Raw genomic sequence first — 12,992 nt, 5'->3', positions numbered from 1 at the left:
AGAGGGGTTATTTTTATACGCCTGCCCACCACATCCTTAATTTTAATCCCCAGTAACTCGTCCAGCCCGTCGTGGTGCTGACCACATTACCCTTCGACACAATGACCAGCGTCGGCGTTACGCTCACCTGCCACTGCTGCGACAACGCACCGTTTTCATCGTTGATCACCGGCATTTTCAGCTGTTTCTTTTCAACCCAGCGCGCAAGCTTTGCGTTATCGCCGGAACGCATGGCAATGCTTACGACGTTGCCCCCCTCTTTCGCCAGTTTATTGACCGAAGGCGTCGTGTAACGGCATATACTGCACCAGGTGGCCCAGACGTAAATCAGCAGCGGGCGTTCCTGGCTCAGCGCCGCGATATCGTGAATATTGCCGTCGATGCTCTGCATCGGTGTTGCACTAAAACTGGCGGGGAGTGTCGGTTTTCGGTACCGATCAACACCCCACACTACGGCCAGCGTCAGCAGAACGAATATGATCCCTTCCCGCACCCAGCGGCGCAGTCGACTGATTTTGCGGTTATCCATTGTGACCTCATGTTTTAACGAAGGTCATCTTAACGGGCAATACGCCATCACGCTGTAAAGAAATGTCGCGTCAGGTTTATTCCTGGGTATAACCGTAGTCGTAATGGCTATATCCCGAGTTGTAATAGAGCGCAGCCGATTTCACGATATCATTGAGGATCGCGCCATTCACCTGCACACCCATCTGCTGCAGACGTTTCAGGCAGTTCTCGATCTCCTTGACGCTGGTTTTACCAAAGCGGGCGACCAGAAGCGTGGTAGCCGCTGCTCTGGCTATCAGCAAGGCATCCGTTACGGCAAGCACGGGTGGGGTGTCGACAATCACGATGTCATACAGTTTGTCTATCTGCGACATTACGGCCTGGAAGCGTTCACTCATGAGCAGCTCCACGGGATGTGAAGGTTGGGGTCCGCAGGTCAATACATCAAAACCGCCTTTTTCAACGCGTTGAACCGCCTCCTGCCACTCAGCGGCTCCTCCGAGCACGCAGGATAATCCCCGATGATTGCGCAGTTGGAAAACATTGTGGACATATCCCTTGCGCATATCAGCGTCAATAAACAGCACTCGCTGTCCGGCCTGAGCGGCAATCGACGCCAGTGAAGTACTGACCAGCGTCTTTCCGCAGTCCTGCGTGGGGCCAGACACCACGACGATCCGGTTTGTGGCATCCATCATGGTAAAATGCAGACTGGTGCGCAGCCCGCGCACTGCCTCGACAAACATATCTGCCGGGCGGTCAACGGGCAAAAAAGGAACATTCGACGTCCTGTGCTTCCATCGGGAAGCAAACAGGGTTTTCCTGCGCAGGTGCGTTTTTTTCCAGAGCCATACCGAGCGCGGAAGCGTCGCCAGAAGCGGTATCCCCTGCGCTTCCAGTTGTTCAGACGAGGTAATGCCCTGCCTAAAGGCTGAGCGCACTAAAACCGTTCCGGCAGAAAGCATCAACCCGATCAGCATGCCCAGTACGATAATGAGTGCTTTGCGCGGTTTGATCGGCTCTGGCTGCGTCATGGCGGGGTCAATGATCCGCACGTTCCCGATAGCGCTGGAGCGCGATATACTCAGCTCTTGCTGACGCGTCAGCAGCTGCAGATATATGGTACGCCCGGATTCAACGTCACGACTCAGGCGCAAGATTTCCTGCTGCGTGGAAGGCATGGATGAGACGCGGTTATTCAGGCGCGCACGCTCCCGCTCAAGCGTTTGTTTCTTCTCCCGCAAGGCACGGTAGGTGGGATGGTCCTTTTTGAAAAGCTGGGAAACCTCTGCTTCGCGAAACGTCAGTTCGTTAAGCTGGTTTTCCACGTTAACCACCTGATCAAGCACTGACTTTGCCTCCAGAGATAAGTCGACAGAATCGCGTTGCTCTCTGTAGGCATTCAGTCTCGCTTCGGATTCATCCAGCTCCCGGCTGATCTTAGGTAATTGCTCCTGTAAGAACGTGAGGCTGCGGGAATCTTTCGCTTCCTGGCGCGCAATATTCTGGCTGAGAAAATTTTCAGTAATGGTATTAAGTACCGTGGCGATCCTGGCGGGGTCTTCACCCATTAACGTTAATGCGATCATACCGCTTTGTTTCGCCGACTCAACAACCGTAAGCCTGTTCTGAATGGCGTTGATGGCGTCAAGCCTTGAGACGGTTTCGAGGGTAAATTGGGTGCCTGGTTCCGCGCTGAGGGATGTCACCAGAAGCGATAATCCATTTTTAACCAGCGTTTTCCCCACGATGCCGTCTGCTTCAAGCGTTTTTCCCTCAAGACGATATCGCCCTTTTTCCCGTACGGTGAGTAAAAGCGTTTGTGGCTTACCTTCCAGAAGGGGAATAGTCAGCGCGCCGATCGTTATTTCAGCGGATTTACGTCCCTGCACGTATTCTAACAAAGGCCCGATGACGGGAAACACGCGCCGCCTGACGTAGTACGTCAACCCTAATTGATCGATGGTTTCTCCCAGGATCATCCGTGATTTAAGGAGTAAAAGTTCCGGCGCGACGTCAGGTGAGAGATCGGGCCCGAACGGAGTCAGGTTCTTGAGCAGTGAGTTATTCTGCTTCGCTTCAACCTGTATCAGGGCATCAGCCTGATAAACTGGCGTGGCGCTGAACGCATATATCCCCGCACATACCGTGAGCAGGAGCGTGACACACGCGATCGTCATCCGGTGATCAAACATCTCAGCAAGCAACTGAAGAAGATCGATCTCATTATTCTGCGGTGTCGCAGCCTTATATTTCTCTGATTTAGAAGACGACATAACGGCATCATTCCTTATTGACTCAAACGACGAGCCCATTCCTGACTGGCTTTTCCCAATTGCTCGAAAACATATTCATAGGCTTCACGACTTTTGTTGTAAGGGTCGGGAATGTCCCTGATGTCCAGCCATTGTCCAAAGAGCAGCGATTTTCCCCGGTTCTCCGGGGCCATTGTGGCAATGAAACGGAGGTGTTCCGGCCCCATCACCAGGATCAAATCGGCTTGTTGCAACAGGTTACGCGTCACCTTGCGGGCAATATGCCCCTCCAGCGAAACGCCATGACGCCGGGCCACAGCCTGCGCAGCCGCATCCGCCGGATGCCCCTCAAGCCCCAAAATACCTGCCGAGTTCACCTGCTTGCCGGGTAATTGCTGTCGCAACAGCCGCTCACCAATCGGTGAACGGCAAATATTGCCGGTGCAGACCACTAAGATTGACTGGAACATTACTGCGGCCACGATCTGATGTAACGAACGGTTTCGGTCAGGTCATGGACGCCGCTGATGGTAGGCACCAGCTGGGAGATCACGCGATTCCAGCGTGATAACGGTGCCGTGGTGACGTAGACAATGTCATACGGTTCCAGCTGGAATTCCGTACCCAGCACCATGGCTGAGGCATCTTCCGCATTGAGTTGATAGATGTTGGCAATTTTGCCCGTGTCGCCTTTTTCCGTTACCTGCCTGATAACAAAAATGCCGGTTGCATCAGCCATATTTTGGTTAAGCCCACCGGCATTGCCCAGGGCTTCGGCCAGCGTCATGCCGCTACGATCCATCTTAAGCGTGCTCTGTTTAACCACCTCGCCCATCACGAACACTTTCAGCGCGTCGTTTCGGGGAATAAACAGGATATCGCCTGAATAAAGCAGCTTATTTTGCATCAAATCGCCATGCTGCATCAGTGCATAGAGCGAAAGGCGGGAGTCCTTGCCATCATGCGTCAGCACGACGTTACGCCAGTCGGCATCCGCAGAAAGACCGCCAGCGGCGTTAACCGCATCCATCACCGTCAGCGGAATATTGGTTATGGGTTGCTGGCCTGATTTTTCGACCTCTCCGGTGACATAGGCTTTTTGGGAACGGAAGGCGGCAACGCTGACGTCCACCTGCGGGCTCTCAATGACTTTATCCAGTCGAGATGTAATCTCTTCACGTACCTGTGAAACCGTTTTTCCCGCCACCCGCAGCTTACCGACGTAGGGATAAAAGAGCGTACCATCGGCGTTGACCCAGTTGCCGGCATCGCTCGCACTACGATATTGTCCCGCGGGCGTCGTTAATTCAGGGTGATCCCAGACGGTGACCGTCAGGATGTCGCCTGTGCCAATACGGTATTCCCAGTTTTTGATCTGCTCATCCAGATTAGGATTTGCCTGAGATTTCGACACGGTCGGAAGTAGTTTTTCAATTAATCCCGGCGTCAGTGGAAAAATCTCCACGCGCTTATCAAGCTGATAATTGTTCTCTTCCACAGAAATGACTTTTTTCCCGGATACGCTTAAGTTCTGACCTGAGGAAAAAACACACCCTGCCAACTGACTAACAGTGAGAAATAACAGAGAAAACGCAGTTATATTTTTCATTTATATAAATATTAGTTTTTTAACGTTATGTTTATTGTTAAACCCGCAAAGAGATTCGAGCTAACACCATGAAATTTAATTATTTATTTTTCTTAACATGAGTTTATGGCATAATTAACCGCAACCCATCAGCTCTCTAGTAAAAACAATGAGAATACTCAGCCTTCTAAAAAGTAAGTGAGTACGTTTCACCCGACGACGATATTAAATCTTGTTGAGTGAGAAAGCATTCGTATAGAAGTCCAATTTTGACTTAGAAAGTTATTTTCAGAATTAATGAATGAAATAATAAATATTAAAAATACATAACACAGAAAATATTCACCACAATGATAAACATCATCCAGTTTGACTACACAACACCGTCCACTTTTGTTACATTTTTTTTCAAACATACCCTGCGTTGATACTTAAAATGGACTGTCTGCTCCGCTTTGCACGACCTGCAGACGAAAAGTATCTGTAACGATATCACTGGAGAAAAAATGGCTAAGCGTAAATTGCTGCTTCTGGGTGTATTACTGTCTCTGGCGGGATCCGCATTCGCTGCCCCGCAAACGGCCGCTGCGCCATCGGGCATCAAGGCCTATGAAGAACAAGAGTTCATCGCTGACTTTACGAAATTCAAGATTGGCGACACGGCGCCGGCGCAGTATCAAACGCCGGAATACACCATCAAACAGTACCAGCTGCGTAACCTGCCGGCTCCGGATGCCGGAACCCACTGGACCTACATGGGTGAGAACTACGTACTGATCGGCGATGCTGATGGCAAGATCTACAAAGCCTACAATGGAGATATTTTCTATCACCGCTAACGCAATTCTGATTCGCCCCTGGCAGGAAAGCGACCGCCCTTTCCTGCGCACGCTCTACCTCCACGCCCGGCGTGAAGCCTGGCCATGGCTGGACAACGCGGACTGGCAGCTTGAAGACTTTGACGCGGCAACCTGCGACGAAGTGATTTGGGTTGCTGTTCAGAACGGTCATCGCCTGGGTTTTGCCTCCGTCTGGACGAACGATAATTTCCTGCACAACCTGTTTGTCGATCCGCAGTATCAGAGCCTGGGCGTCGGGCATGAGTTGCTTGAACACGTACAGAAGACGTTTACCAGTACGGGTTCACTTAAGTGCCTGGTGAAGAATGCGCGGGCTATTGCGTTTTACCAGCGACACGGCTGGCACATAGAGGCGACGGGTAATTCTCCGGACGGAGAGTATTATTTGATGCACTATCGGTTGAGTTAAAGTCGGGTGGCGGCTTCGCCTTACCCGACCTACGTGATGGTGCCATTTGTAGGCCGGGTAAGCGAAGCGCCACCCGGCAATTAGGAGCTGAGGAATTACACCGCGCGGAACGCGATTTCCCCCGGGATGATTTCGCCCTGCCAGTAGAGCTGCGCCGCAACGCGTCCCGCCAGCTGGCGATACATTTCCGCAAATTCGCTGTCCGGACGGCTGACAACCGTGGGCTTTCCGCTGTCCAGATCTTCACGCAGGGTAATGTGCAGCGGCATCTGCCCCAGCAGCTGGGTGTGATACTTCGCGGCCAGTTTTTCTGCACCACCCGTACCGAAGATAGGTTCGTGGTGACCGCAGTTGCTGCAGATGTGCATACTCATGTTCTCGACGATACCGAGCACCGGCACTTCCACCTTCTCGAACATCACGATGCCTTTTTTGGCGTCAATCAGCGCGATATCCTGCGGCGTAGTCACGACGACCGCCCCCGTGACCGGAATGTTCTGCGCCAGCGTCAGCTGAATGTCACCGGTGCCCGGCGGCATGTCCAGCACCAGATAATCCAGATCAGGCCACATCGTCTCCTGCAGCATCTGCAGCAGCGCTTTGCTGGCCATCGGGCCGCGCCAGACCATGGCGTTGTCGTCAGTCACCAGGTAACCTATGGAGTTGGTCGCCAGACCGTGCGCCATAATTGGCGCCATGTGGGTCCCGTCCGGCGAGGTGGGGCGCTGGTTTTCCGCGCCCAGCATGTTCGGAATAGACGGACCGTAGATATCCGCATCCAGAATACCGACCTTTGCCCCTTCCGCTGCCAGCGCGAGCGCCAGGTTAACGGCGGTAGAAGATTTCCCTACCCCGCCCTTGCCCGAGCTGACGGCAATGATATTTTTCACGCCGTTCACGCCAGGCTGGTTTTTCACGCGCTTCAGCGTGGCGATGCTGTGGCTCAGCTTCCAGTCGATCGCCTTCGCACCGGTAATACGCAGCAGCTCAGAGCTGGTCTGCTCTTTCAGCGCGTCAAAGGCGCTGGTCCAGACGAACGGCATCTGCAGCTCAATGTGCAGTGTATCGTCCAGCCAGGCAACGTGGTGTAACGCTTTCAGCGTAGTGAGATTGTGCTTCAGGGTTGGATGCTGAAAGTTAGCCAGCGTCCCGGCGACCATTGCTCGTAAGGCTTCCGGTGATTTGGCCTGGGATTGAGAACTCATCCCGACTCCTTTGTAGTTGTTCTGAAAAAAGACGTGTAATTACCAAGTTTACCCCAGAGGTAACAATTATTCATTTATGGATTAATGCCCTTATCACTTGGCGTAGTTATTACCTTTCGGGTAACATCAAAAACCCTTTTCACAGTTAAAAGAAGTAATGCCTACTATGACTCAAGTCGCGAAGAAAATTCTGGTAACGTGCGCACTGCCGTACGCCAACGGCTCAATCCACCTCGGCCACATGCTGGAGCATATCCAGGCTGATGTCTGGGTCCGTTACCAGCGAATGCGCGGCCACGAGGTTAACTTCATCTGTGCGGACGATGCTCACGGCACGCCGATCATGCTGAAAGCGCAGCAGCTGGGGATCTCCCCGGAGCAGATGATTGCCGAAATGAGTCAGGAGCATCAGACTGATTTTGCTGGCTTTGACATCAGCTATGACAACTATCACTCCACGCACAGCGACGAAAACCGCGAGCTGTCGGAGCTGATCTACACCCGTCTGAAAGAGAACGGTTTTATCAAAAACCGCACCATCTCTCAGCTGTACGATCCGGAAAAAGGCATGTTCCTGCCGGACCGTTTCGTCAAAGGCACCTGCCCGAAATGTAAATCCCCGGACCAGTACGGCGATAACTGCGAAGTGTGCGGCGCGACCTACAGCCCGACCGAGCTTATCGAGCCGAAATCCGTGGTTTCCGGCGCAACGCCCGTCATGCGTGACTCCGAGCACTTCTTCTTCGACCTGCCGTCCTTCAGCGAAATGCTGCAGGCGTGGACCCGCAGCGGCGCGCTGCAGGAACAGGTGGCGAATAAAATGCAGGAGTGGTTCGAATCCGGCCTGCAGCAGTGGGATATCTCCCGCGATGCGCCGTACTTCGGCTTTGAAATCCCGAACGCGCCGGGCAAATACTTCTACGTCTGGCTAGACGCGCCAATCGGCTACATGGGCTCCTTCAAGAACCTGTGCGACAAGCGCGGTGACACCGTCAGCTTCGACGAATACTGGAAGAAAGATTCCACGGCCGAGCTGTATCACTTCATCGGTAAAGACATCGTTTATTTCCACAGCCTGTTCTGGCCGGCGATGCTGGAAGGCAGCAACTTCCGCAAGCCAACCAACCTGTTCGTTCACGGCTACGTGACGGTGAACGGCGCGAAGATGTCCAAGTCTCGCGGAACGTTCATTAAGGCCAGCACCTGGCTGAACCACTTCGACGCGGACAGCCTGCGCTACTACTACACCGCGAAGCTCTCTTCCCGCATCGACGATATCGACCTGAACCTGGAAGATTTCGTGCAGCGCGTGAACGCGGACATCGTCAACAAGGTGGTGAACCTGGCCTCCCGTAACGCGGGCTTTATCGCCAAGCGTTTTGACGGCGTGATGGCGGCTGAACTGGCTGACCCTGCCCTGTACAAAACCTTTACCGACGCGGCAGCCACCATTGGCGAAGCCTGGGAAACCCGTGAGTTCGGTAAAGCCGTGCGCGAAATCATGGCGCTGGCCGACCTGGCAAACCGCTATGTGGACGAACAGGCACCGTGGGTTGTCGCCAAACAGGAAGGTCGCGATGCCGATCTGCAGGCCATCTGCTCCATGGGCATCAACCTGTTCCGCGTGCTGATGACGTACCTGAAGCCGGTTCTGCCGCAGCTGGCATCCCGCGCTGAAGCGTTCCTGAACACCGAACTGACCTGGGATGCCATGGCGCAGCCGCTGCTCGGCCACAAGGTGAACACCTTCAAGGCGCTGTACAACCGCATCGAGATGAAGCAGGTTGAAGCCCTGGTTGAAGCGTCTAAAGAAGAGGTTAAAGCGGCTGCGGCACCGGTGACCGGCCCGCTGGCAGACGATCCGATTCAGGAGACCATTACCTTTGACGATTTCGCCAAAGTTGACCTGCGCGTGGCGCTGATCGAAAACGCGGAATTCGTGGAAGGGTCTGACAAGCTGCTGCGCCTGACGCTGGATCTGGGCGGCGAGAAGCGTAACGTCTTCTCCGGCATTCGTTCTGCGTACCCGGACCCGCAGGTGCTGATCGGTCGTCAGACCGTGATGGTGGCGAACCTGGCGCCGCGCAAAATGCGCTTCGGCATCTCTGAAGGGATGGTGATGGCCGCAGGCCCTGGCGGGAAAGATATCTTCCTGTTAAGCCCTGATGAAGGCGCGAAGCCTGGCCAGCAGGTGAAATAACAAAAAAGCCGGAGATAATCTCCGGCTTTTTTTATGGTTTAGGGTGATGCACCCGGTGGGTCAGCCCGCGCAGGAAATTACGCAGAAACTGGTCGCCGCACTCGCGGTAGTTTTTATGATCCGGCGCGCGCATCATGGCGGTCACTTCCGGTACGGATACGCGGTATTTTTGCTCCGTCATGATCGCCACGATATCGTCCGTTTTCAGCGAGAACGCGATGCGCAGCTTTTTCAGCACCGTATTGTTGTTCACGCGACGCTCCAGCGCCAGCTCCGGCGCGGCCGGATCCTTGCCACGCTTATCGTAAATCAGACCGTTGAGGAAACCCGACAGAATGATGTCCGGGCAGCGAACGAAGCCCTCTTCATCTTCTTTGGTCATCCAGGTATCGAAACCGGCAGACGTGGATTCCATGTCCGACAGCGCAAGAATGCGCACCATGTCGTTATTGTTTGCTTTCAGGGTGTAGCGCAGGCTACGAAGAATATCGTTACTTAGCATAGAGCCTTCGAATGTCGATGATGCAATGGCACGCAGTGTACCAGTTTTACAGGCCAATCGCCTCTTTCAAACTCTTGAGATAGCGACGGCTGACGGGTACCGTTTGCCCGGCACGCAGCACCAGCTCGGCCTGGCCGTTATCTTCCAGGCGGATCTCCTTCAGGTGCGCCATGTTCACCAGATACTGGCGGTGGCAGCGGATCAGCGGCGTGCGGCTCTCCAGCGTGCGCAGGGTCAGCTCGGTAAACCCTTCGTTCCCTTCCGCGCTGGTGACAAACACCCCGCTCAGGCGGCTGCTGACAAACGCCACATCATCCATCTGCAGAAGATAAATTCGGCTGTGCCCGGTGCAGGGGATAAACTTCAGCGGCTGCTGGTTTTCCGGCAGCAGCGTGACGTCCTGTACGGTTCGCTCCTGGCGTAAACGGGTGAGCGTTTTTTCCAGACGCTTCTCTTCAATCGGCTTGAGTAAATAGTCAAACGCGTGCTCCTCAAAAGCCTTAACGGCATATTCGTCGAACGCCGTCAGAAACACGATATAGGGGCGATGCGCCGGGTCGAGCATGCCGACCATCTCCAGCCCGCTGATGCGGGGCATCTGAATATCGAGAAACAGCACGTCCGGGCGCAGCTTGTGCACCGCGCCGATGGCCTCAATGGCGTTCGCGCACTCCCCCACAATCTCAATATCGGGCTGCTCCTGCAGCAGAACGCGCAGATTTTCTCGTGCCAGCGGCTCGTCATCCACAATCAGCACTCTTAACATGCGTTTTCCTCCAGCGGCAGTCGTACGGTAATACGGGTAAATCGGTCTGGCTCACAGGCGACGGTAATGCCGCAGTCGTCGCCAAAATGGGCGCGCAGGCGTTTATCCACCAGGCTCATCCCTAAACCGCCGGAGGCGGAAGGCTGGTAAAGCCCGGCATTATCTTCAATATCCAGCACCAGATGGTGGTTGAAACGGCTGGCGGCAATGGTGATCTCCCCCGTTCCCAGAAGCTGTGACGTGCCGTGTTTAATGGCGTTTTCGACAATAGGCTGCAGGGTAAAGGCCGGGAGATGCTGATACGCCAGCTCGTCCGGAACGGAGAGCGACACCTGCAGGCGCGACTGGAAACGCGCCTGCTCGATCTGCAGATAGGCATTCACGTGCTCAATCTCATCGGCGAGGGTCACGATCTCAGACGGCCGTTTCAGGTTCTTACGGAAAAAGGTCGACAGAAACTGCACCAGCTGCGCGGCCTGATCGCTGTCGCGGCGGATCACCGCTTTGAGCGTGTTGAGGGCATTAAACAGGAAATGCGGGTTGACCTGAGCATGCAGCAGCTTAATTTCGGACTGCGTCAGCAGGGCTTTCTGCCGCTCATACTGCCCGGCGAGGATTTGCGCGGACAGCAGCTGGGCTATCCCCTCCCCCAGCGTGCGGTTGATGGAGCTGAACAGACGGTTTTTGGCCTCATACAGCTTGATAGTCCCCATCACCCGCTGATTTTCCCCGCGCAGCGGAATCACCAGCGTGGAGCCCAGCTTGCACTGCGGATGCAGCGAACAGCGGTAAGGCAATTCGTTACCGTCGGCATACACCACCTCACCGGTTTCAATGGCGCGCAGCGTATAGGCTGAGGAGATCGGTTTACCCGGCAGATGATGATCGTCCCCGGTGCCGGTAAAGGCCAGCAGCCGCTCGCGATCGGTTATGGCCACCGCGCCGATATCCAGCTCCTTGTAGAGCACCTGCGCGACCTTCATGCTGTTCTCTTCGTTAAACCCCTGCCGCAGGATCCCTTCGGTTGAGGCGGCGACCTTCAGCGCCGTGGCGGAAAACGCCGAGGTGTACTTCTCAAACATGGCGCGCTTGTCGAGCAGAATGCGCATAAACAGCGCCGCGCCCACGGTGTTGGTGACCATCATCGGAGCGGCAATGCTGCTGACCAGGTGCAGCGCATCTTCAAACGGACGGGCAATGAGCAGAATGATCGCCATCTGCGCCACTTCGGCCACAAAGGTAATGGCACCGGCGGTAAGCGGGCTAAAGACTTTATCCGGGCGGCCGCGTTTGATCATGTAGCTGTGCACCAGGCCGCCGAGCAGCCCTTCCACGATCGTTGAGATCATACAGCTGAGCGCCGTCATTCCGCCCATGGAATAGCGATGCAGCCCCCCGGTTAAGCCAACAAGACCACCGACGACGGGACCGCCCAGCAGCCCGCCCATCACCGCGCCGATAGCGCGCGTGTTGGCAATAGAGTCTTCGATATGGAGGCCAAAATAGGTCCCCATAATGCAGAAAATAGAGAAGGTAACGTAGCAGAGCAGCTTGTGCGGCAGACGTACGGTAACCTGCATCAGCGGGATAAACAGGCGCGTTTTGCTCATCAGCCAGGCAATGACAAGAAACACGCACATCTGCTGAAGCAACAGCAGCACCAGATTAAACTCGTACATACTCAAAACCGCACACGCTAAAAACGCGTAACATACACTGATGCGGGTTTACTTTCTTTGAAGCATCCCAAAAAAGCGCAAAATCGTGTCCGTTATCACACCTTTTTCTGAATATCGCGCATGCTTCGCATTGTTTGTTCAAAAATCAATCAATCCTTCCTGGTTCGCCAAAGTGGGTCTACAGTTAAGCTGGGAACGCGTAAGCCAGGGGGCGAATATGGCGCTTTACACGATAGGTGAAGTGGCACTCCTTTGTGATATCAATCCCGTTACCCTACGGGCGTGGCAGCGACGGTATGGATTGCTTAAACCGCAGAGGACCGACGGTGGGCATCGCCTTTTCAATGAGGCCGATATCGACCGCATCCGCGAAATTAAAAGCTGGATCGACAACGGAGTGCAGGTCGGCAAAGTGAAGTCCCTGCTGAGCCATGATGACCCGGACACGCAACACCTCTGGCGCGAACAACAGGAAACCCTGCTGCGGCTTCTGCAGGCGGGGAATCTTCAGCGCCTGCGCACATGGATAAAAGAGCAGGGCCGCGACTATCCGGCACAGACGCTGATCTCTCATCTTTTCATTCCGCTTCGCCGCCGTCTGCAGTGTCAGCAGTCCACCCTGCAGGCGCTGCTCAGCATACTCGACGGGGTGCTGATCAACTACATTGCCGTCTGCCTTGCCTCAGCGAAGAACAAGGCCGGAAAAGATGCGCTTGTGGTCGGCTGGAACGTGCACGATACCACCCGCCTGTGGCTGGAAGCGTGGATTGCGACCCAGAAGGGCTGGCGCGTGGATGTCCTGGCGCACTCGCTGGCGCAGCTTAAGCCCGAGTTTTTCGACGGTCAGACCCTGCTGGTCTGGTGTGGAGAAGTGCCGTCCGCCACGCAGCAACAGCTGCTGACGGAATGGCGAGAGAATGGTTACCCGGTTTATTCCCTTGGCCCGGATGAGCCATAACGGCATTTAATGGTTCATTAACAGCTGCGCTTCACCGTATAATTGTTCCGTTAACAACAG

12 protein-coding genes are annotated in these 12,992 nt (G+C 54.6%); 4 read left to right on the top strand and 8 right to left on the bottom strand.

Going from position 1 to position 12,992, the window contains the following annotated elements; all coding sequences use genetic code 11:
• Positions 1 to 13 precede the first annotated feature (13 nt).
• The 4 genes from USF70_RS19265 to USF70_RS19250 all read right to left on the bottom strand — a co-directional run bounded on the left by USF70_RS19265 (position 14) and on the right by USF70_RS19250 (position 4,374).
• Positions 14 to 529 (bottom strand): protein disulfide oxidoreductase, encoded by a 516-nt coding sequence (locus USF70_RS19265; RefSeq protein WP_194304618.1) that lies wholly within the window; start codon positions 527 to 529, stop codon positions 14 to 16.
• Between the two features lie 76 nt (positions 530 to 605).
• Positions 606 to 2,786 carry a polysaccharide biosynthesis tyrosine autokinase gene (locus tag USF70_RS19260; protein WP_320735919.1) on the bottom strand — a complete coding sequence of 727 codons (2,181 nt, stop codon included), beginning with the start codon at positions 2,784 to 2,786 and terminating at the stop codon, positions 606 to 608.
• Positions 2,787 to 2,800: 14 nt separating this feature from the next.
• Positions 2,801 to 3,235 carry a protein-tyrosine-phosphatase gene (locus USF70_RS19255; RefSeq protein WP_033146006.1) on the bottom strand — a complete coding sequence of 145 codons (435 nt, stop codon included), beginning with the start codon at positions 3,233 to 3,235 and terminating at the stop codon, positions 2,801 to 2,803.
• Positions 3,235 to 4,374 carry a polysaccharide export protein gene (locus USF70_RS19250; protein WP_033146007.1) on the bottom strand — a complete coding sequence of 380 codons (1,140 nt, stop codon included), beginning with the start codon at positions 4,372 to 4,374 and terminating at the stop codon, positions 3,235 to 3,237. Before USF70_RS19250 ends, USF70_RS19255 begins: the two co-directional genes overlap by 1 nt.
• 485 nt (positions 4,375 to 4,859) lie before the next feature.
• Here USF70_RS19250 and USF70_RS19245 point away from each other — a divergent pair, with 485 nt between their 5' ends.
• The gene (locus tag USF70_RS19245) at positions 4,860 to 5,192 is read left to right on the top strand and encodes an RcnB family protein (RefSeq protein WP_023336316.1); all 333 of its coding nucleotides are present in this window, start codon (positions 4,860 to 4,862) and stop codon (positions 5,190 to 5,192) included.
• Positions 5,167 to 5,622, top strand: coding sequence for a GNAT family N-acetyltransferase (locus USF70_RS19240; protein WP_320735918.1), 456 nt, complete (start codon positions 5,167 to 5,169; stop codon positions 5,620 to 5,622). Before USF70_RS19245 ends, USF70_RS19240 begins: the two co-directional genes overlap by 26 nt.
• Before the next feature lie 95 nt (positions 5,623 to 5,717).
• Here USF70_RS19240 and apbC read toward each other — a convergent pair whose 3' ends face one another.
• Entirely contained in the window at positions 5,718 to 6,827 is a 1,110-nt protein-coding gene (gene apbC / locus USF70_RS19235) for an iron-sulfur cluster carrier protein ApbC (RefSeq protein WP_029740176.1), read from the bottom strand.
• A gap of 166 nt (positions 6,828 to 6,993) precedes the next feature.
• On the opposite strand from apbC, the gene metG reads away from it, so the two are divergent.
• On the top strand, positions 6,994 to 9,027 hold the full coding sequence (gene metG, locus USF70_RS19230; RefSeq protein WP_064672824.1) for a methionine--tRNA ligase: 2,034 nt from the start codon (positions 6,994 to 6,996) through the stop codon (positions 9,025 to 9,027).
• A gap of 31 nt (positions 9,028 to 9,058) precedes the next feature.
• Here the strand turns inward: metG and USF70_RS19225 are convergent, their stop codons facing one another.
• From USF70_RS19225 to USF70_RS19215, 3 genes are read right to left on the bottom strand one after another with little or no spacing between them, the layout of a single operon-like run.
• Positions 9,059 to 9,529: a DUF1456 family protein gene (locus USF70_RS19225; protein ID WP_045888720.1), complete on the bottom strand. Its 471-nt coding sequence runs from the start codon at positions 9,527 to 9,529 to the stop codon at positions 9,059 to 9,061.
• Between the two features lie 46 nt (positions 9,530 to 9,575).
• The gene (gene btsR / locus USF70_RS19220) at positions 9,576 to 10,295 is read right to left on the bottom strand and encodes a two-component system response regulator BtsR (RefSeq protein WP_023312443.1); all 720 of its coding nucleotides are present in this window, start codon (positions 10,293 to 10,295) and stop codon (positions 9,576 to 9,578) included.
• Positions 10,289 to 11,974 (bottom strand): sensor histidine kinase, encoded by a 1,686-nt coding sequence (locus USF70_RS19215; protein ID WP_194304615.1) that lies wholly within the window; start codon positions 11,972 to 11,974, stop codon positions 10,289 to 10,291. The genes btsR and USF70_RS19215 overlap by 7 nt, the downstream gene beginning before the upstream one ends.
• A gap of 217 nt (positions 11,975 to 12,191) precedes the next feature.
• On the opposite strand from USF70_RS19215, the gene mlrA reads away from it, so the two are divergent.
• Positions 12,192 to 12,932, top strand: coding sequence for an HTH-type transcriptional regulator MlrA (mlrA, locus tag USF70_RS19210; RefSeq protein WP_096150832.1), 741 nt, complete (start codon positions 12,192 to 12,194; stop codon positions 12,930 to 12,932).
• Positions 12,933 to 12,992: the final 60 nt, after the last annotated feature.

It is taken from the genome of Enterobacter sp. 237C8 (assembly GCF_034106865.1).
Classification (GTDB): domain Bacteria; phylum Pseudomonadota; class Gammaproteobacteria; order Enterobacterales; family Enterobacteriaceae; genus Enterobacter; species Enterobacter asburiae_B.
The sequence above is the reverse complement of the archived record's forward strand: the minus strand, read 5'-3'. Positions and strand labels throughout refer to the sequence as shown.